Origin of the sequence: Natronomonas sp. (assembly GCF_047616845.1) — an archaeon.
Classification (GTDB): Archaea; Halobacteriota; Halobacteria; order Halobacteriales; family Haloarculaceae; genus Natronomonas.
Map to the genome: position 1 here is coordinate 1 of NZ_JBLGBY010000014.1, position 22077 is coordinate 22077.

Genomic DNA, 22077 nt, shown 5'->3' on the forward strand with positions numbered 1-22077 from the left:
TCGAGACTCCTCACTTCTGGCACTGCCACCCCCCGCAGCTCGCGGGTCGCTGCGCTCCCCGCTCGCTCTCGAGACTCCTCACTTCTGGCACTGCCACCCCCCGCAGCTCGCGGGTCGCTGCGCTCCCCGCTCGCTCTCGAGACTCCTCACTTCGTTCGGAGTCTCGTGCGCCACGAGATACCGTGCCAAATCATACGTGCCGTTCCACAAGCGTTTAATACCGCTCTGAGAATAGAAGCAAGTACATGACGCAGACCCACCGCTCAAGCACGTCCGCTCCAAGCGGTGGCTCTTTCATTCTCCAGCGACCGCGACGACCGGGCCGTTAGGCCCGAATAGTCCCCACTCCCCTCGTCGCACTCGCCCCGATTTCAACGATACCTGTCCGGTTGACAGTACCAACACACCATAATAATGTCAGATAACAAACGCGTCGCGCTCGCCTTCTCCGGTGGGCTCGACACAACAGTTTGCGTTCCGCTGCTCGAAGAGGAGTACGGCTACGACGAAGTCATCGGCGTCACGGTCGATGTCGGCCAACCCGACGCCGAGTTCGAAGAAGCCGAAGAAACTGCAGAGGCGCTGAACCTCGAACACTACGTCGTCGACGCGAAAGAGGAGTTCGCCGAATTGTGTTTCGATGGCGTGCGCGCGAACGCGTCCTACCAGGGCTACCCCCTCGGCACGGCGCTTGCCCGCCCCGTCATCGCGAAAGCCATCCTCGAAGTCGCCGAGGAACAGGGCTGTACGGGCCTCGCCCACGGCTGCACTGGGAAGGGCAACGACCAACTGCGCTTCGAGGCCGTCTGGCGTGACTCCGACATGGAGGTCATCGCGCCCGTCCGTGAACTCGGCCTGACCCGCGAGTTCGAACAGGAGTACGCCGCAGAGCGCGACCTGCCCGTCGAGGGCGGCGACGAGGGCAAATACAGCATCGACACGAACCTCTGGAGCCGCTCCATCGAAGGCTCGGAGCTCGAGGAACCGAGCTACGTGCCGCCGGAGGACATCTACGAGTGGACGACGGCCCCGTCCGGCGAGACACAGGAACTCGAAATCGGCTTCGAGAACGGCTACCCCGTCTCCCTCGACGGGACGGAGATGGAAGCGGTCGCGCTCATCGAGGAACTGAACGACCTCGCAGGCGAGTTCGGCGTCGGCCGCTCGGACATCATGGAAGACCGCATGCTCGGGCTGAAGGTTCGCGAGAACTACGAACATCCGGCAGCGACCGTCCTCCTGAACGCCCACGCGGCGCTGGAAGACCTCGTGCTCACGAAGGAAGAGCGCTCGTTCAAAACGCAGATCGATCACGAGTGGTCGGAGAAGGGGTATCAGGGTCTCGTCAACGCGCCGCTCGTCGGTGCACTCGAAGGCTTCATCGAGGAGACCCAGACCCGTGTCACCGGCAGCGTGACGGTTCGACTCGAAGGCGGGCAAGCACGCCCGGTCGGTCGCTCCTCGGAATACGCCGTCTACTCGGCGGAGGCGGCCTCGTTCAACACCGAGGATGTCACGGGCGGTATCGAACAGAACGACGCGACGGGCGTCGCGAAATACCACGGCTTCCAGGAGCGCCTGGCGAACCGCGTCATCAACACGCAAAACGAGGAGTAACAGATGGCTGACGAGGGTAGCGAGGACGTCGTCCGCCGCGAGCGGTTCAGCGGGGGCCCGGCCCGCGGGTTCCTGTCGAGCCTCGCGGCCGACGAACGCATCTTCGCGGCCGACCTCGCCGTCGACCGTGCCCACGTCGTGATGCTCGAAGAGCAGGGCATCATCGACGACGGGGACGCGGGCGCCATTCTGGAAGCGCTCGACGACATCGAGTCGGCGGGCCACAGCGCGCTTCCGGACGGCGAAGACGTCCACGCGGCTATCGAGACGGCCGTCATCGAGCGCGTCGGCGAGCGCGGCGGACGGATGCACACCGCGCGCTCCCGCAACGACGAGGTGGCGACCTGCATCCGCTATCGGCTCCGCGAGGATGTCCTGAATGCGGTCGAGACGGCCATCGAGGCTCGCGAGGTGCTGGCCGAAGTGGCCGCCGAGCACACCGAGACGGTGATGCCCGGCTTCACGCATCTCCAGCCCGCCCAGCCGACCACCGTCGCTCATTACCTACAGTCCTACGAGTCGGCGCTGGCCCGCGATACCGAGCGGTTGCTCGACGCCTACGAGCGCATCAATCGCTCGCCGCTGGGCGCCGCGGCGTTCGCGGGCACGCCCTTCGACATCGACCGCGAGCGGACGGCCGAGCTGCTCGGCTTCGACGGGAGTTCCGCGAGCGTAGCGAGCGGAGCCTCGCCAGGCGCGGAGCGCCGTGACGGCGTCGTCGAGAACTCGATGGACGCTGTCTCGGCGCGCGATTTCCTCGTGGAAACGACGGGCGCTGTCGCCGCCCTGGCGACGACGCTTTCGGGGCTGGCCGAAGACCTCGTCGTCTTCTCGAACAAGGACTACGTTGAGCTCTCGGACGACTACTCCTCGACGTCCTCGATCATGCCCCAGAAGAAAAACCCCGACACGATGGAACTCGTCCGGGGTGCCGCGGGCGACGCGGCAGCGGGGCTGAACGCCCTGCTATCCATCCTGAAGGGACTCCCCCGCGCGTACAACCGCGACCTTCAGCGTGCCCATCCACACGCCTTCGAGGCGGTCGATGCGGTGACGGAGGCGACGGCGGTCGCGGCGGGCGCGGTTGCGACGGCCGAGTGGTCGGAGGAGACGCTTGCGACGGCCGCGGGCGAGGGCTTTTCGACCGCGACGGGCGTGGCCGACCTGCTGGCGATGCACGGCGTGCCGTTCCGGACAGCGCATGAAATGGTGGCAAACGCGACGCAACGCGCCGCGGAAAGATCGAGCGGGGAGCGCAGCGACCCGCGAGGTAGCGCGGCGGAACAGGGCGCCGACTACGAGGCGCTCGATGCGGCGGCCCAAGACATCCTCGGGACGCCGCTGGCCGAGCGCGTCGACCGGGACGCCGTCGAGGCGGCGCTCGACCCCGCTGAAAGCGTCGCCTCACGTGACTCCGTCGGCGGGCCCGCACCCGAAACGGTTGCGGCGGCGCTGGCTCGCGTCGAGGACGGCATCGCGGCCGATACCGAGGCGCTTGCGACGCGGCGTGAGGCGCTCGAAGACGCCGAAGCGACGCTTCGCGAGGAGGTGGCGACGTATGCGTAAGCGACGACGACCGATTCCGGTGCCGCTGGCACCACCACCGTCCCCGTCCGGGGACATACTACCACATTCCTGATATACGGGAACCTGCGACCGCTCGAAACGCCGCGTTTGCACCGATAGAGACCAGTATGCGTTATTATATTATTCTGATAAGTTCGAAGCCTTTAAGTGATTTCGACGGTGAGTAGGAGGTACAATGGCAGAATGTCCCGAGTGTGGGGCCGATCTGGACCTACATGACGACCTCGAAGTCGGAGAGATCGTCGACTGTGCGACCTGCGGTGCCGAACTCGAAGTGGTCGGAGACGACCCTGTCGAGCTGGAGACGGCACCCGAGCTGGAAGAGGACTGGGGGGAGTAAGGCAATGCACGTCGGCGTAGCGGGCCGCGCGAACGCGCGGTCGCGAGGTGAGGGCGCATGAACGCCGAATCGCCTCCGGCGCTTCGTGCTCACGAGTCGCCACGAGGTGACGACTCGTGAACGTCGGAGTCCTCTACTCGCGCATCCGTCGCGACGAGAAGCTCCTGTTGAGCGAGCTCCGCGACCGCGGCCACGACGTGACGAAGATCGACGTCCGGAAGGAGCGGTTCGGCGTCCACGAGGCGCCGGAGGCCTTCGACGACGTCGATATCGTCGTCGACCGCTGTCTCGCGACCAGCCGGTCGCGTTACATCACCCGGTTCGTCGAATCGTACGACATCCCGGTCGTCAACGAGCCGGAGACCGCGGCGATCTGCGCCGACAAGGCACGGAACAGCCTCGTCCTCGCCGAAGAGGACATCCCGACGCCCGCAACCGAGGTCGCCTTCACCAAGGAGGCGGCCATGGAATCCATCGAGGAGTTCGGCTACCCCTGCGTGCTCAAGCCCGTCGTCGGGTCATGGGGCCGCCTCATGGCGAAGATCGACTCCCGCGACGCCGCCGAGGCCATCCTCGAGCACAAAGAGACCCTCGGCCACTACGAGCACAAGGTGTTCTACATCCAGGAGTTCGTCGAGAAGCCCGGCCGTGACATCCGCGTCGTCGCCACGGACGGCAAACCCATCGCCGCGATGGCCCGCTCGTCGGATCACTGGCTGACGAACGCCGCCCAAGGTGCCGACACCGAGGAACTCGAAATCACCGAGGAAATGGCCAACCTCGTCGAACGCGCCTCCGAGGCCGTCGGCGGCGGCCTCCTCGGCGTCGACCTCATGGAGACGGGCGATTCCTACACCGTCCACGAGGTCAACCACACCGTCGAGTTCAAGGCACTCAACGAGGTCACCGACGTCGACGTCCCCAGCGCAGTCGTCGACTGGCTGGAAGCGAAGGTGCAGGGCGTCGAGGTGACCGCATGACGACGGCGAGTGTCATCGGCGGCAGCGGCTTCACCGGCGGCGAACTCCTCCGCCTGCTCGACGGCCACCCCGAGTTCGAAGTGGCCCAGGCCACGAGCCGGAGCTACGAGAACAAGACCGTCGGCTCCATCCACCCGAACCTCCGGGGCATGAACCTCCGTTTTTCCAGCCCCGAGGAACTCGACTCCGTCGACGTGCTCTTCGCGTGTACGCCACACGGCGTCACGATGCAGCAGATCGACGCCTTCCGCGATGTAGCCGACACCGTCGTCGACCTCAGCGCGGATTTCCGCCTCAACCGCGAGGAATCCTACGACGAGTGGTACGACGGTCACGACCGGCCGGAGTTGCTTTCGGAATCTGAGTACGCGCTACCGGAACTCAACCGCGAGAACCTGCCCGGCGCCGACCTCATCGCGTCGGGCGGCTGTAACGCCACGGCCGCCATCCTCGGCCTCAAGCCGCTTTTCGACGCCGACATCCTCTCCGGAACGGAGCAGGTCGTCGTCGACGTGAAGGTCGGCTCCTCCGAGGGCGGCGCCGGCGGCGGCGACGCCTCCTCACACCCCGAGCGCTCGGGCGTCGTCCGCCCGTACGCGCCGACGGGCCACCGCCACGAGGCGGAAATCGAGGAGTATCTCGGCACGAGCGTGTCCTTTACCGCCCACGCGGTCGACATGACCCGCGGTGCCTCCGCGACGTGTCACGTCTACCCCGAGGAACCCGTCTCGAAGGGCGACCTCTGGGGCGCGTACCGCGGCAGTTACGAAGACGAGCCGTTCGTCCGGCTCGTCGCCGGCGGCTCCGGCGTCTACCGCTACCCGGAGCCGAAGGCGGTCGCGGGCTCGAACTACGCGGAGGTCGGGTTCGAACTCGACCCGCGGAACAAACGCGTCGTCGTCTTCTCGGCCATCGACAACATGATGAAAGGCTCCGCGGGCCAGGCCGTCCACGCGGCCAACATCGCGCTTGGCTTCGATGAGACGGCCGGCCTCGACTTCTCGGGACTCCATCCCGTGGGCGCGCCATGACGGTCGTCGTCAAGATCGGCGGCGCGCGCGCCGTCGAACCCGAAGGCGCACTCGCCGACATCGCCGCCCTCCGCGAGGAGGGAACGGCGGTCACCGTCGTTCACGGCGGGTCGACCGCCGTCGACGACACGCTCGAGAGGATGGGTATGGAACCCGAATACGTCGAAACACCGAGCGGCGTCGTCGGGCGGTTCACCGACGAAGAGACGATGGACGCCTTCAAGATGGCGATGGCCGGCCTCGTCAACACCGACCTCGTGACGGGGTTACAGAACCAGGGCGTTGACGCCGTCGGACTGTCGGGCGTCGACGGCCAGCTCCTGTACGGCCCCCGGAAATCCGCCGTTCGCGTCGTCGAGGACGGCACGAAGAAGATTCGCCGCGGCGACCACTCCGGCACCATCGAGGCGGTCAACGGCGACCTTCTGCGGTCGCTTCTGGACGACGGCTACACGCCGGTCGCGTCGCCACCGATGCTGGCCGACGATGCCGCCGAGCAACGGTCGGCGGAGAGCGAGACGGAGTCTCGCCATCTGGTCGCGGTCAACACGGATGCAGACCGCGCGTCGGCGGCCGTGACTGCGGCACTCGGCGGGACGCTCGTCTCGCTGACCGATGTTGAGGGCATCTACCGTGACCCCGACGACCCCTCGACGCTCATCGAGCGCGTCGAGACCCCCGAACAGTACGACGAACTGAAAACCGCCGCCGAGGGGTTCATGGGCCGGAAGGTCATGGCGGCGACGGAGGCGCTCGAAGGCGGCGCAAGCGAGGTTATCGTCGCCAGCGCCAACGCCGAGAACCCGATTCGGTCGGCCGTCGACGGCGGCGGCACCCACATCCTTCCGAGCGCACTCGAATAACAATGAGCGGCTTCGTCTTCTCCGAGAAACCCATCAGCATCGAGCGTGGCGAGGGGGTCACCCTCTACGACACGAACGGCAACGAGTACCTGGATTTCGGCGCGAGCTACGCCTGTACGCCGGTCGGTCACTGCCACCCGACGGTGGTCGAGGCGACGACCGACCAGGTCGAGCGCCTGCTGTACGTCCAGGCGTCGTATCCGAACGCGCCCCGAACGGCGCTGTACGAACAGCTCGCAGAGGTCGCGCCGGGCGATATCGACAACACCTGGCTCTGTAACTCCGGCACCGAGGCCAACGAGGCCGCACTCAAGTTCAGCCGACACGCCACCGGTCGCTCGAAAATCATCGCGACGATGCAGGGGTTCCACGGCAGGACGATGGGCTCACTCGCCGCGACGTGGAAAGACGAGTACAAGGAGGGGTTCGGCCCGCTGGCCGGCGGCGTCGAGTTCGTTCCCTACGGCGACAGCGAGGCGATGCGGGAGGCCATCGACGATGAGACGGCCGCCGTCATCGTCGAGCCGCTCCAGGGCGAAGGGGGAATCAATCCCGCTCCGACCGAGTATCTGCAGGCAGTTCGTGAAGCGACAACAGAAGCCGGCGCCGCGATGATTCTCGACGAAATCCAGACCGGGCTCGGCCGGACGGGGTCGCTGTGGGCCGCCGAAGCCCACGATATCGTTCCGGACGTACTCACGACGGCGAAGGGGCTCGGCAGCGGGCTGCCCATCGGCGCGACGCTCGTCCGCGATTGGATTGCCGAGGACTGCGGCAATCACGGCTCGACGTTCTCCGGTGGGCCGGTCGTCTCCGCGGCGGCAGGCGCCACGCTCGACGTCATCGTCGACGAGGACATCCCGTCGCACGCCGCCGAAGTCGGGGCGTATCTCACCGACGAACTCGATGACGTACTCGGCGACGAGGTGCGCGACGTGCGTGGCAACGGCCTGATGGTCGGCGTTGAGGTGAAACGGGGCGCGAATCCGATACTGCGCGACCTCGCAATCGACCATGGCATCCTCGCGCTACCGGCGGGCCGCAGCGTCGTCCGCCTGCTGCCGCCGCTGACCATCGAGCGCGAGCACGCCGACGCCGTCGTGTCGGCGCTGGAGGACATCATCACATGAGCGCCACGCTCGAGGCCGACGAGGAGGCGCGAGAACTGCTGGAGACGCTCGTCTCCATCCCGTCGCCCACGCCCGAGGAAGACGAGTGTGCCGAGGCGCTGGCGGACTTCTTCGACGACCACGGCCGCGAGGTCTTCATCGACGAGGTCGGGAACGTCCGGGCGCCGGCCGACGATTCCGTCCTCTACACCTCCCACATCGACACGGTACCGGGGGATATCCCCGTCCGCATCGAGGAGAGCGGGCCTCCGGAGGAGGCCCGAGGCGAAGGCGGCGAAGCCGCCGGAGCGGGAGGCCCCGAACTGTGGGGTCGGGGCTCGGTCGACGCGAAAGGGCCGCTCGCGGCACTTGCCGTCGCGGCCGTCCGCACCGGCGTCTCCTTCGTCGGCGTCGTCGGCGAAGAGGTCGACTCCCGCGGCGCGCGCCATCTCATCGACGACCGCGACGTACCGGACGCGGTCGTCAACGGCGAACCATCCGGCTGGGACGGCATCACGCTTGGCTACCGCGGCATCCTCCAGGGCACCTACGTCGCGACCTCCGAATCGGGGCATACCTCCCGGCCGGAGAACAACGCGATTCAGGACGCCATCGCCTGGTGGTCGGCCGTCGAGGAGCGGTTCGAGACCGACGAGTACGAACCGGTCTTCGAGCGCGTGACGCCAAAACCCGTCACCATCGAGGGCGGCGTCAGCGAGGACGGCCTCGCCGTCGAGGCGACGATGGACGTCCAGCTCCGTGTCCCACCGGAGTATTCGACCGAGGAGGTGCGCGAACTGGCCGACGCGGAGCTTTCGGCCGGCACCGTCAACTGGAAGGACGCGGTCGAACCGACGATGCAGAGCCCCCGCACCGAGGTCGGGCGGGCGTTCCGTGTCGCCATCCGCGAAGCGGGCGGTGACCCGCGTCTGCTCCGGAAAACGGGTACGGCAGATATGAACATCTTCGCCGGCGAGTGGGAGTGCCCGATGGCGACCTACGGCCCCGGCGACTCCGACCTCGACCATGCGCCGGACGAACACCTCGAACTGCGCGAACTCGACCGCGCGGTCGCGGTGCTCGAATCCGTCGCGGAGGAGTTACAATGAACTTCCTGAACATCGACGACCTGACGCGTGAACAGCTCGATGAAGTGCTGACACGGGCGGTCGACCTGAAGGAGCGACACGCCCGCGGCAAGACGGCCGAAGCGATGGACGGCAAGAGCCTCGGCATGATCTTCGAGAAGCCGTCGACCCGAACGCGCGTCTCCTTCGAGACGGGCGCGACGCAGTTGGGTGGCCACGCCGTCTTCCTCGGCCCCGACGACATCCACCTGGGCCACGGCGAGCCCGTCAAGGACACCGCACGGGCGCTCTCCCGGTACGTCGACGTCATCATGGCGCGCGTCTTCGACCACGAGGACGTCGTCGAGCTGGGCGAGTACGCCGAGGTGCCCGTCGTCAACGGCCTCACGGACGACGCCCATCCCTGCCAGACGCTGGCCGACCTGCTGACGATTCGGGAGCGCTTCGACGGCTTCGACGCCCGCGTCGCCTGGATCGGCGACGGCAACAACGTCTGTCAGTCGTTCGTCCTCGGGGCGGCGCTCGTGGGGCTCGATCTCGTCGTCGCGACGCCGGAAGAGTACGACGTCGACGACGAGGTGCTCGAACGTGCTGCCGAACTCGGTGAGCCCCCGGAGACGACGACCGACCCCGAGGAAGCCGTCGACGGCGCCGACATCATCTACACGGACGTCTGGGTGAGCATGGGCGAGGAGTCCGAACGCGCCGAGAAACTGGAGACGTTCTCACAGGGCGGCTTCCAGATAACCGAAGCGTGGCTCGACGACCGCCTGCTCATGCACTGTCTGCCCGCCCACCGCGGCGAAGAGGTCACCGACGCGGTGATGGAAAGCGACAACGCCATCGTCTGGGATCAGGCCGAAAACCGTCTGCACGCCCAGAAAGGGCTGTTGACGTACCTGCTCTAGAGGTCTTCGAGCGCGTAGTAGGTTGCACCGAGTACGGCGCCGTAGATGGCGTGGCCAATCAGACTCTGTGGGTTGAAATTCGGCAATGGCGGGCTCGCCGGCGACCCGACCGTCGACAGCCAGATGGGCATGACGACAGCGGCGAGGACGACCCACAGCACGATACCGTAAGCGAGGCCGGCTCCGACCTGTTTCTGTGCCGATTCGCCGTCGAGACCGACAGCGCCGACGAAGCCCGCGAAGGCGACGCCAAGGACAGCGCCGTGACTCATATGAACGAACCACCCGGCCAGGCCGCTGGCCGGTGGCGCCAGCCCGTACATCGACGGGATGGCGATTTCGATAACGTTCGTCATCTGCAGCGTGAGCATGACGCCGAAGACGGCGCTGCCGATGAGACCGCCGGTGACGCCGGCTTTCCAGTTGCCAGCGACTGCGTCCGTTTCGATACTGCTCGCCGTGGCAGTTTCTGATGCCATGTTTCACTCTCGGAAGTCGGAAGTAAACTATTGGGCCGAGAATGTGGTTGTGTGGTCACGGCGCACACGTTGGCTTTAACGCCGGGGCGTTCGTTGAACGGGTATGGAAACAGACCCGGATCCCTCGCGGTTTCGCGACCTGATGCTCGAATCCGAGCCGGGGTTCGAGGAGGTGCTCCGATGTGTGTTCGGTATCCAGGAGCACGAGGCACGCCTCTATATGGAACTGCTCGATGCGCCGGATAGCACGGTCGCCGAACTCGCAGAGGAGGTCGACCGCGACCGCAGTAACGTGAACCGTGGGCTGACGACGCTGCTCGATAAGGAGCTCGTCGAACGACGGCGACGCCTGCTCGACAGCGGCGGCCACGTCTACCAGTATCGCGCGACGCCGCCCGAAGAAGCCCGACAGTTGATGCACGAGACGCTTGACGAGTGGGCGAAATACGTCCACGAGAAGATCGACGAGTTCCCCGAGTAGCGGGTCGCAAGCCAGCGCCTATAGCTCGACGGCGGCGTCGGACTGGAGCCACGCGCTGTGGTTCTCCGTATCGTAGATGATGACCTCGCCGTTTTCGAGTTCGATGACCACACACTGGCTCCGCCTGACGGGGAGCGCGTCGTCGCGGTCGTGTTCCGGTGGCGCTGGCATGGTGAATCCGGGGCGATACCGCCCCACAAGAGGCGATTCTCGCCTTGTCTTGTTAAGTGTTACCGTATGTCAGACATGCGGCTGACGGAGTGGACGATTCAAGTGTCAGTAGCGCATGGGACGAAGTATGAGCGGCTCGAACGTCGTCGAAGCGGGCGAATACACCGCAGATGAACTGTTGGAACGCCTTCGGGAGGGCGAGCGACTCGTCGTCCAGACGGAGGTGCTCGGCAATCCCGAGGAGCTGACGCTCCGGTTCGACGGCGATATCTACTACTGCGATTCGCCGACGACGCTGCACAAACACGAGGACGAAGCGGAGATGCGGTCGTGTATGCAGCATTACGGCTACGTTCGGGACGACTGAGGCGCCGTCGGCGGCGCGAAACGGCCCCTTTTTGACCGCTGCCTGCCATCACTCGCCAATGGCTGACCTCACGCTCCCGGATGACCCGACGGCCCCCGACGTAGCGAACGACGGCGTCTGGCTCCACTGTATCCAGTGCGGCCACGAACACCCGCCCTTCGAGGGCATCATCTACACCTGCGAGGAGTGCGGTGGCCTTCTGGAGGCCCGCTACGACCGCTACCCCACCTTCGAGGAGTTCGAGGGTAGCGGCGTCTGGCGCTACAACGCCGCGCTGCCGTTCGAGATCGGCGTCACGCTCCCCGAGGGCGACACGCCGCTGCACGAGGTGCCCGACCTCGAGGACGAACTCGGCGTCCGAACCCTCCGCGTCAAACACGAGGGCATGAACCCGACCGGGTCGTTCAAAGACCGCGGCATGACCGTCGGCGTTCGCGTCGCTCAGGAACTCGACGTCGACCGGCTGGCGTGTGCCTCCACGGGCAACACTTCGGCGGCGCTTGCGGCCTACGGCTCTCGCGCGAACCTCGAAACGCTCGTTCTGTTGCCGGCCGGCAAGGTCGCCGCGGGCAAAATCGCACAGGCGAGTCTCCACGGCGCCCGCATCCTCGAAGTCGACGGCAACTTCGACGCCTGTCTCGACATCGTTCAGGACTTGGCCGACCGCGGCGAGGCGTATCTTTTGAACTCGCTGAACCCCTTCCGTCTTGAGGGCCAGAAGACCATCGGCCTGGAGATCTTAGAGGAGTTCCGCGACGACCACGGCCGCTTCCCCGACCGCATCGTGCTGCCGGTCGGCAACGCGGGCAACACCGCCGCCCTCTACAAATGCTTCCGCGAGATGGTCGCCGCGGGCGACCTCGCGCCCGGCGACGTGCCGAAACTGACGGGCGTGCAAGCGGAGGGCGCCGCGCCGATGGTCGAAGCCATCGAGGAAGGCGCCGAGGAGACCGAACGCTGGGAGGGCGTCGAGACCATCGCGACGGCCATCCGCATCGGCAACCCCGTCAACGCGCCGAAGGCGTTGCCGGGCATCCGCGAGACGAGCGGCACGGCCGTCGCCGTCAGCGACGAGGAAATCACGGACGCCCAGCGCGCGCTTGCCGGCGAGGGCGTGGGCGTCGAACCCGCCTCCGCCGCCTCAGTCGCAGGCCTGCGGAAACTCCGCGAACAGGGCGTCGGCGGCGAGGGCGAAGACGTCGTCTGTCTGACGACCGGGCACCTGCTGAAAGACCCCGACGCCGCCGCAAAAGCGGGCAGCGAACCGGAGCCGGTTATCAACGACACCGGCGCTGTCCTGGCACACCTGGCCGGGGAAACGTACGATAAAGGCGGGCTGTTCGGTCGGCTTCGCAGCCTGTTCTAGGCGGCTTCCGCGCCCGGCTCTGCCGGCGGCTCTTCGAGTAACACCTTCTTCGTCGTCTCGCCTTCGGGCACGTCAATCGCTATCGTCTCGAAGGCGGTCGCGAGATGCAGCGTCGCAGGGCCGTCGCTTTCGACCTCGATAGTCATCTCCTCGTCGGCGTCGAGGCCGGCCTCATCGACCCACAGCGTCACCTCGGAGACGCCGTCGAGCGACACCTCGATGCGGTTGGCCGGCGGCCGGCGCGAGTCGATGGTCGGCGTCTCCCACTGGACGCCGCGGCTGAGATGCCGTTTTGGCTTGCGGCCGTAGCGTCTGAACGACCCGATTCGGGGTTCGGCGTAGCCGTCGGCCAGGGAGATGGCGTCGACGAGGGCCGTGTTCTCGCCGTCCCGGGTCACGATATCGGAGACCCAGTAGGCGCCGTCGTGGACGAGGCCGACCTCGGGATGGTCGAGTTTGGGCACTTGCTGGTAGGTGACCCGCCTGGGGTTCCGGATGACCTTCCCGCGGGAGATGAACTCGGGGATGCCGTCCCACTCGTCGTTGTGGCCGAAGGAGAGATGCGTCTGTGTCGGGAAGACATCGAACTGGTAGCGGTAGCCGTGACTCTTCAGCCGGCCGGCGTAGTTGTCCGGCGAGAGAATCGGCACCAGCGGGTCGCCGAGACCGTTCCAGATGAGCATCGGGACGTGCCGGAGGTTCGCCGTGACCTCCATCGCACTCTCTGGGTTGTCGGTGAAGATGTTGAGGATGTCGCCACCGCCCTCGCCGCCGAAGATGTCGCTCGTGAGCCGCGAGGGGGATTTGAAGAGGCCGCCGGTGATTCCCTCGATGGGGTCTTCGGAGGGCGGGCCAACGACCGAGAAACCGCGTCCGAAGAGATCGGGACACTGCGCGGCGAGCATACAGGTACCGAACCCACCCATCGAGTAGCCGCCGATGGTCACCCGGCTGCGGTCGATGTCGATGCGGGTTTCGAGGTCGCGCCACGCCTCGAAGATGTCGAGTTCGGCCTCGCGTTTGTACCAGCGACCGGGGCCGCGGGCCTGCGGCATCAACACGACGGCGCCCGTCGCCTCGCTCAACTGCTTGACGAGGTTCGGCATGTAGACGGCGTACTGTGTGTACGAACAGCTCAGCGAGTGCAGAAGGAGGATGAGCGGCGCTGGCTCCTTGAGGTTCTCCGGGACGTACACGTTGTACGGCTGGATGCGCCCCTCCAAGATGTCGTGGTCGGTGTCGATACCCTCGCCGAGATAGTAGCGGGAGGGGTACATCAGGGAGTTGAACCCGGCGTCGGGGACGTTCCGCTCCTCGATGCCCTCTTGGAGTTTTCCGAAGTCGATGTCGGCGTGGAGTTCGGAGATATCACGATTCGCGAGCGCCGTCGCCTGCTGGTGTTCGCGCCAGTTCCCCTCGCCGAGCACGCGTGGCGACCGGTCGAGGAACAGCTCGACGAGGTTGTGTCCGAGCCCGGACACGTCGAGCAGGTCGAAGAGACCACGGCCGACTTCGGCCGGGCCGAGATGCCGGCGATACGGCTCGTCGAATCGGAAGCCGACGTTGAACACCGGCGGGAGGTCGTAATCGTCGTGGCCACCGCCGGGTAGCTCTTCGGTGGGATCGACGCCGACCTGCATGAACGACCCGCTCTCCGTGTCCCAGAGGCCGACAACGGCGTAGTGACGCCACGTCTCCTCGTCGGGATCGAGCGGTACCTCGACCTCGATCTGTCGCCGACGAACATCGATGGAGACGCGGCCGTCTTCAAGCGGTTCGCCGTCCAGTTCCGCGCCCGTGCCCCACGTCACGAGCCGGTGGTCGACCGGCGCACCGAGCTCGCCCAGGCCGTAGCCCCAGTCAGTCTGGCCATCCCCATCGCCCGTGTCGATACCGATGGCGACTGCGGCCGCGTCCGGCTCCAGCATCGTGTTCAGCGTGATGCGATACGTGATCCCGTCCTCTGTGGGTTGGGCGCGGAACTCCAGTAGGTCTGCGGCGTTGTAGCCGTAGGTGTCGGGGTCGTTCGGATAGTGGTAGTCGCCGGTCGGCTGTGAGAGAATGCCGCCGAGCGAGGCGGCGTTGGACGGAGCGCCGGCCGTCCACGCACGGGTGTCAGCGCCGCGGTCGTCGTAAACGTAGTCTTGATACAGATACTCACTGTCGCGGTAGGCGTCACAGCCGGCGACCATCAACGGCTCTGCCGCCCACCCGTCACCGTTCTCCAGTTGCGGCGGGGTGGGGTTCGGGCCGTACAGCGCATCCGGGCCCGGGCGGGGAGGCGAGGCTGGGTCGGAGTCACCCGCTTCCGCCTCGTGGTCGCGGTGCTCGTTGGACATATCGCTATAGAGTCCTCCGATAGGGAAATGTGTTAGCCCAACGTTTATTGGCCAGTTTAAATATCCACCCGAGCCATCCGGTGGGTCGGTGAAACCGTTCGATAGTGAGCGGGGGTCACTCGTCAGGCGAGGGGCGGCACGACGAGCGTCGACTCGCCGGCGTCGACGGCGACCTCGTGGCTGCCGAACGACCCCCTGAGAACCACCGTCGTCCCGATGTTGCTGTCGATTTCGAGCGTGAGCTCCGCTCTCGGGTCGAGTTCCACGGCCTCGATCCAAAGTGTCACCTCGGAGACGCCCTCAAGGGTGAGTTCGACCGTATTTGTCGGGGCGCGAACCGATTCCGACTCGTCCCATCTGATTCCCGTGCCGGTGTATGCCATGGGCTGGGTGCCCGTGGTGGTGTACTGTTCGGGCTCGGGGTCGGCGTAGCCGTCGGCCAGCGACGTGGCATCGACGAGGCCGCTGGAGTGGCCCTCGCGCACCTCGATATCCGTGACCCAGTAGGCGCTGTCGTGCCGGATATCGAGTTCGGGGTAGTCGAACTCCGGGACGCGCCGGTAGGTGACTCGGTCGGGATGGTCGGGCGTTTCGGTGTCGGCGAGATACTCCGGGCCCCTGTCCCAGCGGTCACGGACGGCCAGCGAGAAGTGGTCGACCGTCGGGAAGACATCGATCTGGTGCCGGTAGCCGTGCGACCGGAGCCGCCTGGCGTAGTTCGTCGGGCCCAGAAGTGGCACGAGCGGGTCGGCGCCACCGTGCCACAGCAGCAGGGGCACATGCCGGAGGTTCTCCGTGAGCCGGAGGGCGTTCTCCGGTTTCTCCGTGAAGATGGAGAACAGCCGACCGCCGCCTTCGCCGCCGAGCAGTTCGTTCATCAGTATCGACGGCGTCGCGATCATGTTGTTCGTCGGCGCCTTCAGCGGATCTTCGGCCGGCGGGCCGACAACGCCGAAACAGCGGCCGAACAGGTCGGGATTCTTCGTCGCCATGATGATGGCACCGAAGCCGCCCATCGAGTAGCCCGCCACGGACACTCGGTTGCGGTCGATGTCGATGTGGGTTTCGAGGTCGCGCCACGCCTCGAAGACATCGAGTTCGGCCTTCTCCTTGTACCAGATACCGGGACTGCGGGTCTGGGGCATGAAGACGACGCCGCCGGTGTGTTCGGCCAGCGCCTCGACGAGCGAGGGCATGTAGACTGGGTACTGGGTGTAGCAGTTCCCGAGCGAATGCAGCATCGTCACCATCGGCGCCGGCTCCTCGACATCCTCGGGGATGTAAGCGGCGTAGGGCTGGATGCGACCCTCAAGGACGTTCGCGTATGGGTCGACGCCCTCGCCGAAGTCGTAACGGGAGGGGTACAGATAGGAAACGAAGCCCGAATCGGGCGTGTTCCGCTCTTCGACGCCATCTTGGAGCTTCCCGAAATCGATATCGGCGTGATACTGGGAGATGTCACGGTTCGCAAGCGCCGTCGACTGGCCGTGTTCCTGCCAGTTGCCGACGCCGATGACGCGCGGGATGCCCTCGATGTCGTTGAGCGGTAAGAGCCGCTCGGCGACATCGATGAGCCCGGAAATGCCGAGCGGCGTATCGAGCGGGTTGAACAGTTTCAGTGGGTTGTCGATATCGAAAAGCTCCGGCGCGTCGCCAAGCGTGCCGAGCAGTTGCGCCGGGTCGTCGAGCTGCTGGAGCACCTCCATCGGCGCGTTCGCGATGATCATCGCGAGCCGCGGGAGGAGTTCCCCGAGGTCGATGTTGCGCTGGATGGGCTCCTCGAAGCGGAAGCCGACGTTGAACACCGGCGGCGGCGACTGCCCGGACTTGCGGCCGCCGGGGACGGCCCGGTCGGCGTCGACCGCGATTTCCTGGAAGGATTCCTGTTCGTCGTTCCAGAGGCCGACGACGGCGTAGTGGCGCCACGTCTCCTCGCCGGGGTCGAGCGGTACCTCGACCTCGATCTGGTTGCGACGAACGTCGACGGAAACGCGGTCGGAATCGAGCGGTTCGCCGTCGAACTCTGCACCCGTGCCCCACGTCACGAGCCGGTGATCGACCGACGCGCCGAGCTCGCCCAAGCCATAGCCCCAGTCGGTTCGGCCATCGCCGTCGCCCGTGTCGATGCCGATTGCGACCGCGGCGGCCTCGGGGTCAACCATCGTGTTCAGCGTGATGCGATACGTGACGCCGTTCTCGCTCGGGCGAGCGCGGAACTCCAGTAAGTCCGCGGCGTTGAACGCGTACGTGTCGGGGTCGGTCGGATACCGATAGTCGCCGGTCGCCCGGGAGTAGAAGCCGCCGAGCGTGTGGCCGTCCGGCGGCTGGTCGAGTACCGACCGCGTGTCGGCACCGTGGTCGTCGTAGACGTAATCCTGATATAGATACTCCCCGTCGACGTAGGCGTCACAGCCGGAGACAAGCAGTGGGTCGGCGCTCCACCCATCGCCGTTCTCGAGCTGTGGCGGCGTCGGATTCGAACCGTGTAGCGACTCCGGCCCGATTCGAGGCTCCGACCGCGCAGAATCGGAACCTCCCAGACCGGTCGACTCTTCTGACATTATCGAATCGTTACATTCGAGCGGGATAGGCGTTCCTCCACCCATCGCACGTTGTTTAAACCTCCCTGAGACACCGACTCGAGAGGCGTGCGTTCACACCACACGCCTCACAGAGCGGTGATATGACGGCTGTCTGGCTAGATTTTTGACACAGTGTACCACACATGGGGTATGGCCTCGATACCGGCGAACGCGCCTCGAACCGACAAGCGGGTGGCCGCGCTCGAAGCCGAACTGCGGCGCAGCGAGGAGCGCCGTGAAACGCCTTCATCACCGAGAAAGAGCGATCGGAAGGCAGTTTCTGGAGTCGTGTGACGGGCTGGCTCTGAACGAGCGCCCTGTCTAGCCGTTGAGGCTGATGTACTTCGTCTCGATGATGCGCTCGTCGGATTCCAGTTCCCGACGTGCCTCATCGGGCACTTCCTGGTCGACGTTGTAGACGGTGAGCGCCTCGCCACCGTGGACTTCGCGGGCGTTGAACATCCCCGCGATGTTGACGTCGTATTTGCCCATCACGGTACCGATGTGGCCGATGACGCCGGGTTCGTCGGTGTTGCGTGCGACCATCATCTTGCCGCCGGGGATGGCGTCGACGCGGTAGCCGTCGACGCGGACGATACGGGCGTCGTCCTCGGCGAACAGCGTCCCGCAGACGGCGATCTCTTCCTCACCGTCGCCGACGGTGACGGTGACGAGCGACTGGAAATCCTCGGCCTGCCGGCGCTTCGTCTCGCTCACTTCGATGCCGCGCTCTTCGGCGATTCGCGGCGCGTTGACGGCGTTGACCTGCCACTCCAGCGGGCGGAACACGCCTTTCAGCGCGGAAGCGGTGACGATGTCGATGTCCTCCTTAGCGATGTCACCCTCGTAGCTGACCTCGACGCTTTCGACGCGGCTGTCGAGCACCTGGACAGCGATTTTGCCTGCCGTCTCCGCGAGGTGGATATACGGCTCGACGCGCGGGAAGGCGGATTCGTCCATCGAGGGCGCGTTCAGCGCGTTCATCACGGGCGCTTCGTTGAACGCGGCGACGACCTGTTCGGCCGTCGAGACGGCGACGTTCTCCTGGGCGGCCTCCGTCGAGGCGCCGAGATGCGGCGTCGTGATGATGTCGTCGACGTCCAGCAGCGGGCTGTCCTCCGGAAGCGGCTCCTCGGCGAACACGTCGAGGGCGGCACCGGCGAGAACGCCGTCGTCGACGGCCGCAGCGAGCGCGGGCTCGTCGATAATGCCACCGCGAGCGCAGTTGACGACGTAGCCACCTTCCAGCTCGGCGAGTTCGGCTTCGCCGATCAGGTTCTCGGTTTCGGGCGTCAGCGGCGTGTGGATGGTGAGGACATCCGCGCGTGCGAGCACGTCGTCGAGTTCGGAGAGTTCGGCGCCGAGCTGTTCGGCGCGCTCCTCGGAGATGTAGGGGTCGTAGGCGACGAGAGCCATGCCGAGGGAGTCGAGCTTCTTCGCGACCTCTTGGCCGACGCGGCCGAGGCCGACGATGCCGAGCGTCTTGCCGTTGAGTTCGGTGCCGAGGAACTCGCCTTTCGCCCACTCGCCGTTCGTCAGGCGGGCGTGTGCCTGCGGGATCGAGCGCGCGGTCGCGAACGTCATGGCGACGGTGTGTTCGGCCGCGGCGCGGACGTTGCCCTCGGGGGCGTTGGCGACGATGACGCCCTGGTCGGTCGCAGCGTCGATGTCGATGTTGTCGACGCCGATGCCGGCGCGACCGACGATGACGAGGTCGGGAGCGGCCTCGAGCACGTCGCGCGTGACCTCGGTGCCGGAGCGGACGATGAGCGCGTTCGCATCTGAAACGGCGTCGAGAAGCGCCTCACCTTCCGCCTCGTAGTTCGTGACGACCTCATGGCCGGCGTCGCGCAACACGTCGAGCCCAGCCTCAGCGATAGGATCCGTGACGAGTACCTTCATGCGCGTATGCTCCCGTCCGGCAGGGATAACGCTTTCTTCATCGCCTCGTTCTGCCGGCGACGAAACCGGATATTCTGGACACGTTTCTGCATATCCAGACCATAGTCACCGTCCCAATACACACGAGAGTGCCATCCAGCTGCCGGCCACCCTAAAGGCCGTCCATGAGCGGCGATGGCTATATACGGAACCCGCTGGCATCGTCTGGAAAGCCGTGTCGGTGGCCGCATGAAGCTGGAGAGTTTCGCTGAATCCGTCGTCTACGAGCATCGTCGGAAAGTCATCGCTGTCACGCTGGCTGTCGTCTTCATTCTCGCACTCGGCCTGCCGGGCGTCGTCCTCGATACGACGCTCGAACAGTTCCGCGGCGGGACGCCAGAACACGACGCCGGCAACTACATCGACCAGGAGTTGAGTGGGCAGGCACCCAACTCCACGGGCTCTTTCGTCGTCGTCCGTGACGACGAGAACGTCCTCACGAAAGAGCGATACCGCCAGCAGTTACGCGCCCAAGAGCGCATCAGAAACGACCCCATCATCGGGCCGACGCTCGTCGATGACCAACAGCCGCTTGGCATCGCAAACGTCGTTGCCATCGTGAAGATACGCCGCGATCAGGGCGTCGACGCCAGCAACATCACCGTTGAGCCGCGGCCCTCCCTTGACCGGCAGATGGCGGCCGTCGCGAACCTCTCGACGTTCGAACGGAAGCTCTACACCGCCTACGCCGTCGGGCTCGTGTTGGACGATGTCGAGAACACGTGGCCGGAGGGCGGTGCCTTCTCGATGGTGCCGACGAGCTACGAGGCGAATCAGCGCGTCGCGACCTCGACAGCCATCGTCGTCTCACACCGCGATGACACGCCGGCGGAAGAGCTGGCCCGCTCCCAAACGCGGATGGCCGATATCGTCGACGAGGAAGTCGACGGCGAGGCGCTCGTCATCGGCGAGGGCGTCGTCGACGACGAACTCCGGCGGTCGTCGTTCGACAGCCTCGGCATCGTCGGGCCGCTGGCGTTCCTCTTCATCTTCCTCGTGTTGCTGTACGCCTACCGGGATTTCTACGACGTGGCACTCGGGCTCTTCGGGGTCGGCCTCGTGCTCGTGTGGACGTTCGGCTTCATGGGGTGGACAGGTATCGTGTTCAATCAGCTATTCGTCGCCGTCCCGGTGCTTCTGATGGGGCTGTCTATCGATTACGCCATCCACGTCTTCATGCGGTATCGGGAGGAGCGACCGCCGGAAGGGCCTCCGGCCAGCGCCAATGTGGGTGGCTTCGAATTCGGTGGGGAAGAACGGCAGCCGTCGGTTCGGGAGGCGATGGCCGTCGGCCTCGGCGGCGTCACCGCGGCGCTCGCACTCGTCACGATAACGACGGCGACAGGGTTCCTCTCGAACGTCGCAAGCGACATCGGCCCGATTCAGCAGTTCGGCATCGTCAGCGCGGTCGGTATCATCGGCGCACTCGTCGTCTTCGGGTTCCTGATGCCGGCGCTGAAAGTCGAACTCGACGAGCGCCTGGAAGCGCGGGGACATGACCGGCGCCTGCAGGCGTTCGGTACCGGCGGCGGTCGGCTCTCGGCCGCCCTCGCCGCACCGCTTGCCGCCGCCCGTTCCTCGCCGAAGGGCGTGCTTGCGGCCGCGCTCCTCGTCACGTTCGTGGCAGCCGGCGGTGCCGCGACCGTCGATACGACCTTCGAGCAGACCGACCTCCTCGTGGATGAGGTTCCCGAGTGGATGGAGTCGCTCGGGCCGCTCGCACCCGGCGAGTACTCCGCGGCGGACAACATCGAGTTTGCCAACAACGCGACGTACGTCTACAGCGGAACGACGACCCAGATACTCGTCAGGGGCGATATCACGCGGGATGACACCCTTGAGCGTGTCCAGCGGGCCTCGGATGCAGCCAACGAAACCGATGTCGTGCTCGTCCTGCCGGATAACCGACCGGGAACGCAGAGCCCGGTGCGGGTGATGGAAGACCTGGCCGAGGACGACGAGGCGTTCGCCGAGGTGTTCGAAGCAGCAGATACGGACGGTAACGGCGTTCCCGACCAGAACCTCGCCCGGGTCTACGACGCCTTCTACGAGGCGGCGCCGAACGGGGCCGCGAACTGGGTACAGCGCGAGGACGGTGAGTACGTCGCACTCCGGCTCGTGATACCGGTCGACGGGACGGCCGGCGAGGCGACCATCGCCGACCAGATTCGCCCGACCGCCGACCCCGTCGACGGCAATGGCCTCGAAGCGACGCCGACCGGCCAGCCGATAGAGAACCAGGCCGTCGCGGACGACCTCTTCTCGACGGTTATCGACAGCTTCGTCATCACGATACTCGTCGTCCTTGGCGTCCTCGTAGCCGTCTACCGGCGCGTCGAGGGGTACGCCAGCCTCGGCGTGGTGACGCTTCTGCCCGTCGTCTTCGCCGTCGCCTGGATTACCGGGTCGATGGCGGCGCTCGGCATTCCGTTCAATGTGATGACCGCGCTCATCACGAGCTTCACCGTCGGGCTCGGCATCGACTACTCCATCCACGTCTCCGAACGCTACATCTACGAGCTGAACCGTGAGGTCGGCATGGAGGAGGCGCTGGAGCGAGCGGTGTTCGGCACCGGCGGCGCCCTGCTCGGGTCGACCGCCTCGACGGCCGGCGGCATCGCGATCCTCGGCCTCGCACTGCTCGTCCCGCTCCAGCAGTTCGGCATCATCACCGCACTCACCATCGTCTACGCGTTCATCGGCAGCGTCGTCGTCCTGCCGAGCCTGCTCGTCCTGTGGACGGAGTGGGCTGACGCCGACCCCGCTGCCGTGCCGGAACACGTCAAGCGACGGCGAGAGCGGCGGGAGTAGGCGGCCGACGCCAACCG

At 66.1% G+C, this 22077-nt stretch carries 18 protein-coding genes; 13 read left to right on the forward strand and 5 right to left on the reverse strand.

Going from position 1 to position 22077, the window contains the following annotated elements; translation table 11 throughout:
• The first annotated feature begins 414 nt into the window (after positions 1-414).
• The 9 genes from ACI8UR_RS04610 (at position 415) to argF (ending at position 9523) form a co-directional block, all read left to right on the forward strand.
• Complete coding sequence (locus ACI8UR_RS04610) at positions 415-1617, forward strand: argininosuccinate synthase (RefSeq protein WP_411715202.1); 1203 nt, start codon at positions 415-417, stop codon at positions 1615-1617.
• Between the two features lie 3 nt (positions 1618-1620).
• The gene (gene argH, locus ACI8UR_RS04615; protein ID WP_411715203.1) at positions 1621-3183 is read left to right on the forward strand and encodes an argininosuccinate lyase; all 1563 of its coding nucleotides are present in this window, start codon (positions 1621-1623) and stop codon (positions 3181-3183) included.
• Between the two features lie 196 nt (positions 3184-3379).
• Complete coding sequence (gene lysW, locus ACI8UR_RS04620) at positions 3380-3544, forward strand: lysine biosynthesis protein LysW (protein ID WP_411715204.1); 165 nt, start codon at positions 3380-3382, stop codon at positions 3542-3544.
• Positions 3545-3660: 116 nt separating this feature from the next.
• On the forward strand, positions 3661-4524 hold the full coding sequence (gene lysX, locus ACI8UR_RS04625) for a lysine biosynthesis protein LysX (RefSeq protein ID WP_411715205.1): 864 nt from the start codon (positions 3661-3663) through the stop codon (positions 4522-4524).
• Positions 4521-5555, forward strand: coding sequence for an N-acetyl-gamma-glutamyl-phosphate reductase (gene argC, locus ACI8UR_RS04630; RefSeq protein WP_411715206.1), 1035 nt, complete (start codon positions 4521-4523; stop codon positions 5553-5555). Before lysX ends, argC begins: the two co-directional genes overlap by 4 nt.
• Entirely contained in the window at positions 5552-6418 is an 867-nt protein-coding gene (locus ACI8UR_RS04635) for an acetylglutamate/acetylaminoadipate kinase (protein ID WP_411715207.1), read from the forward strand. Before argC ends, ACI8UR_RS04635 begins: the two co-directional genes overlap by 4 nt.
• Positions 6419-6420: 2 nt before the next feature.
• Positions 6421-7548 (forward strand): aspartate aminotransferase family protein, encoded by a 1128-nt coding sequence (locus ACI8UR_RS04640; RefSeq protein ID WP_411715208.1) that lies wholly within the window; start codon positions 6421-6423, stop codon positions 7546-7548.
• On the forward strand, positions 7545-8636 hold the full coding sequence (locus ACI8UR_RS04645) for a [LysW]-lysine hydrolase (RefSeq protein WP_411715209.1): 1092 nt from the start codon (positions 7545-7547) through the stop codon (positions 8634-8636). Before ACI8UR_RS04640 ends, ACI8UR_RS04645 begins: the two co-directional genes overlap by 4 nt.
• Positions 8633-9523 carry an ornithine carbamoyltransferase gene (gene argF, locus ACI8UR_RS04650; protein ID WP_411715210.1) on the forward strand — a complete coding sequence of 297 codons (891 nt, stop codon included), beginning with the start codon at positions 8633-8635 and terminating at the stop codon, positions 9521-9523. Before ACI8UR_RS04645 ends, argF begins: the two co-directional genes overlap by 4 nt.
• Here the strand turns inward: argF and ACI8UR_RS04655 are convergent.
• Positions 9520-10002 carry a DUF6789 family protein gene (locus tag ACI8UR_RS04655; RefSeq protein WP_411715211.1) on the reverse strand — a complete coding sequence of 161 codons (483 nt, stop codon included), beginning with the start codon at positions 10000-10002 and terminating at the stop codon, positions 9520-9522. The two genes, argF and ACI8UR_RS04655, sit on opposite strands and share 4 nt — an antisense overlap.
• A 103-nt stretch (positions 10003-10105) precedes the next feature.
• Here ACI8UR_RS04655 and ACI8UR_RS04660 point away from each other — a divergent pair, with 103 nt between their 5' ends.
• A complete protein-coding gene (locus tag ACI8UR_RS04660) occupies positions 10106-10483 on the forward strand; it encodes a helix-turn-helix domain-containing protein (RefSeq protein ID WP_411715212.1) in 378 nt (125 codons plus the stop codon).
• 18 nt (positions 10484-10501) lie between these two features.
• On the opposite strand, the gene ACI8UR_RS04665 is transcribed toward ACI8UR_RS04660, so the two are convergent.
• Positions 10502-10654, reverse strand: a complete 153-nt coding sequence (locus tag ACI8UR_RS04665) for a hypothetical protein (protein ID WP_411715213.1) — start codon at positions 10652-10654, stop codon at positions 10502-10504.
• Between the two features lie 127 nt (positions 10655-10781).
• Between ACI8UR_RS04665 and ACI8UR_RS04670 the strand changes: the two genes are divergently transcribed.
• Both ACI8UR_RS04670 and thrC read left to right on the forward strand, forming a co-directional pair.
• On the forward strand, positions 10782-11021 hold the full coding sequence (locus ACI8UR_RS04670; RefSeq protein ID WP_411715214.1) for a hypothetical protein: 240 nt from the start codon (positions 10782-10784) through the stop codon (positions 11019-11021).
• Positions 11022-11079: 58 nt separating this feature from the next.
• The gene (gene thrC / locus ACI8UR_RS04675; RefSeq protein WP_411715215.1) at positions 11080-12387 is read left to right on the forward strand and encodes a threonine synthase; all 1308 of its coding nucleotides are present in this window, start codon (positions 11080-11082) and stop codon (positions 12385-12387) included.
• Here thrC and ACI8UR_RS04680 read toward each other — a convergent pair.
• From ACI8UR_RS04680 to serA, 3 genes are all read right to left on the reverse strand, one after another.
• A complete protein-coding gene (locus tag ACI8UR_RS04680) occupies positions 12384-14726 on the reverse strand; it encodes a hypothetical protein (RefSeq protein WP_415087606.1) in 2343 nt (780 codons plus the stop codon). The two genes, thrC and ACI8UR_RS04680, sit on opposite strands and share 4 nt — an antisense overlap.
• Positions 14727-14848: 122 nt before the next feature.
• Positions 14849-17287, reverse strand: coding sequence for a prolyl oligopeptidase family serine peptidase (locus tag ACI8UR_RS04685; protein ID WP_411715459.1), 2439 nt, complete (start codon positions 17285-17287; stop codon positions 14849-14851).
• Between the two features lie 342 nt (positions 17288-17629).
• Complete coding sequence (serA, locus tag ACI8UR_RS04690; RefSeq protein WP_411715460.1) at positions 17630-19210, reverse strand: phosphoglycerate dehydrogenase; 1581 nt, start codon at positions 19208-19210, stop codon at positions 17630-17632.
• A gap of 228 nt (positions 19211-19438) precedes the next feature.
• On the opposite strand from serA, the gene ACI8UR_RS04695 reads away from it, so the two are divergent.
• Positions 19439-22060, forward strand: a complete 2622-nt coding sequence (locus ACI8UR_RS04695; protein ID WP_411715461.1) for an efflux RND transporter permease subunit — start codon at positions 19439-19441, stop codon at positions 22058-22060.
• Positions 22061-22077 lie beyond the last annotated feature (17 nt).

Coding starts and splice junctions, on each gene's coding strand:
- ACI8UR_RS04610 (WP_411715202.1), top strand. CDS start 415: ATGTCAGATAACAAACGCGTCGCGCTCGCCTTCTCCGGTGGGCTCGAC.
- argH (WP_411715203.1), top strand. CDS start 1,621: ATGGCTGACGAGGGTAGCGAGGACGTCGTCCGCCGCGAGCGGTTCAGC.
- lysW (WP_411715204.1), top strand. CDS start 3,380: ATGGCAGAATGTCCCGAGTGTGGGGCCGATCTGGACCTACATGACGAC.
- argC (WP_411715206.1), top strand. CDS start 4,521: ATGACGACGGCGAGTGTCATCGGCGGCAGCGGCTTCACCGGCGGCGAA.
- ACI8UR_RS04635 (WP_411715207.1), top strand. CDS start 5,552: ATGACGGTCGTCGTCAAGATCGGCGGCGCGCGCGCCGTCGAACCCGAA.
- ACI8UR_RS04640 (WP_411715208.1), top strand. CDS start 6,421: ATGAGCGGCTTCGTCTTCTCCGAGAAACCCATCAGCATCGAGCGTGGC.
- ACI8UR_RS04645 (WP_411715209.1), top strand. CDS start 7,545: ATGAGCGCCACGCTCGAGGCCGACGAGGAGGCGCGAGAACTGCTGGAG.
- argF (WP_411715210.1), top strand. CDS start 8,633: ATGAACTTCCTGAACATCGACGACCTGACGCGTGAACAGCTCGATGAA.
- ACI8UR_RS04655 (WP_411715211.1), bottom strand. CDS start 10,002: ATGGCATCAGAAACTGCCACGGCGAGCAGTATCGAAACGGACGCAGTC.
- ACI8UR_RS04660 (WP_411715212.1), top strand. CDS start 10,106: ATGGAAACAGACCCGGATCCCTCGCGGTTTCGCGACCTGATGCTCGAA.
- ACI8UR_RS04665 (WP_411715213.1), bottom strand. CDS start 10,654: ATGCCAGCGCCACCGGAACACGACCGCGACGACGCGCTCCCCGTCAGG.
- ACI8UR_RS04670 (WP_411715214.1), top strand. CDS start 10,782: ATGAGCGGCTCGAACGTCGTCGAAGCGGGCGAATACACCGCAGATGAA.
- thrC (WP_411715215.1), top strand. CDS start 11,080: ATGGCTGACCTCACGCTCCCGGATGACCCGACGGCCCCCGACGTAGCG.
- ACI8UR_RS04680 (WP_415087606.1), bottom strand. CDS start 14,726: ATGTCCAACGAGCACCGCGACCACGAGGCGGAAGCGGGTGACTCCGAC.
- ACI8UR_RS04685 (WP_411715459.1), bottom strand. CDS start 17,287: ATGTCAGAAGAGTCGACCGGTCTGGGAGGTTCCGATTCTGCGCGGTCG.
- serA (WP_411715460.1), bottom strand. CDS start 19,210: ATGAAGGTACTCGTCACGGATCCTATCGCTGAGGCTGGGCTCGACGTG.
- ACI8UR_RS04695 (WP_411715461.1), top strand. CDS start 19,439: ATGAAGCTGGAGAGTTTCGCTGAATCCGTCGTCTACGAGCATCGTCGG.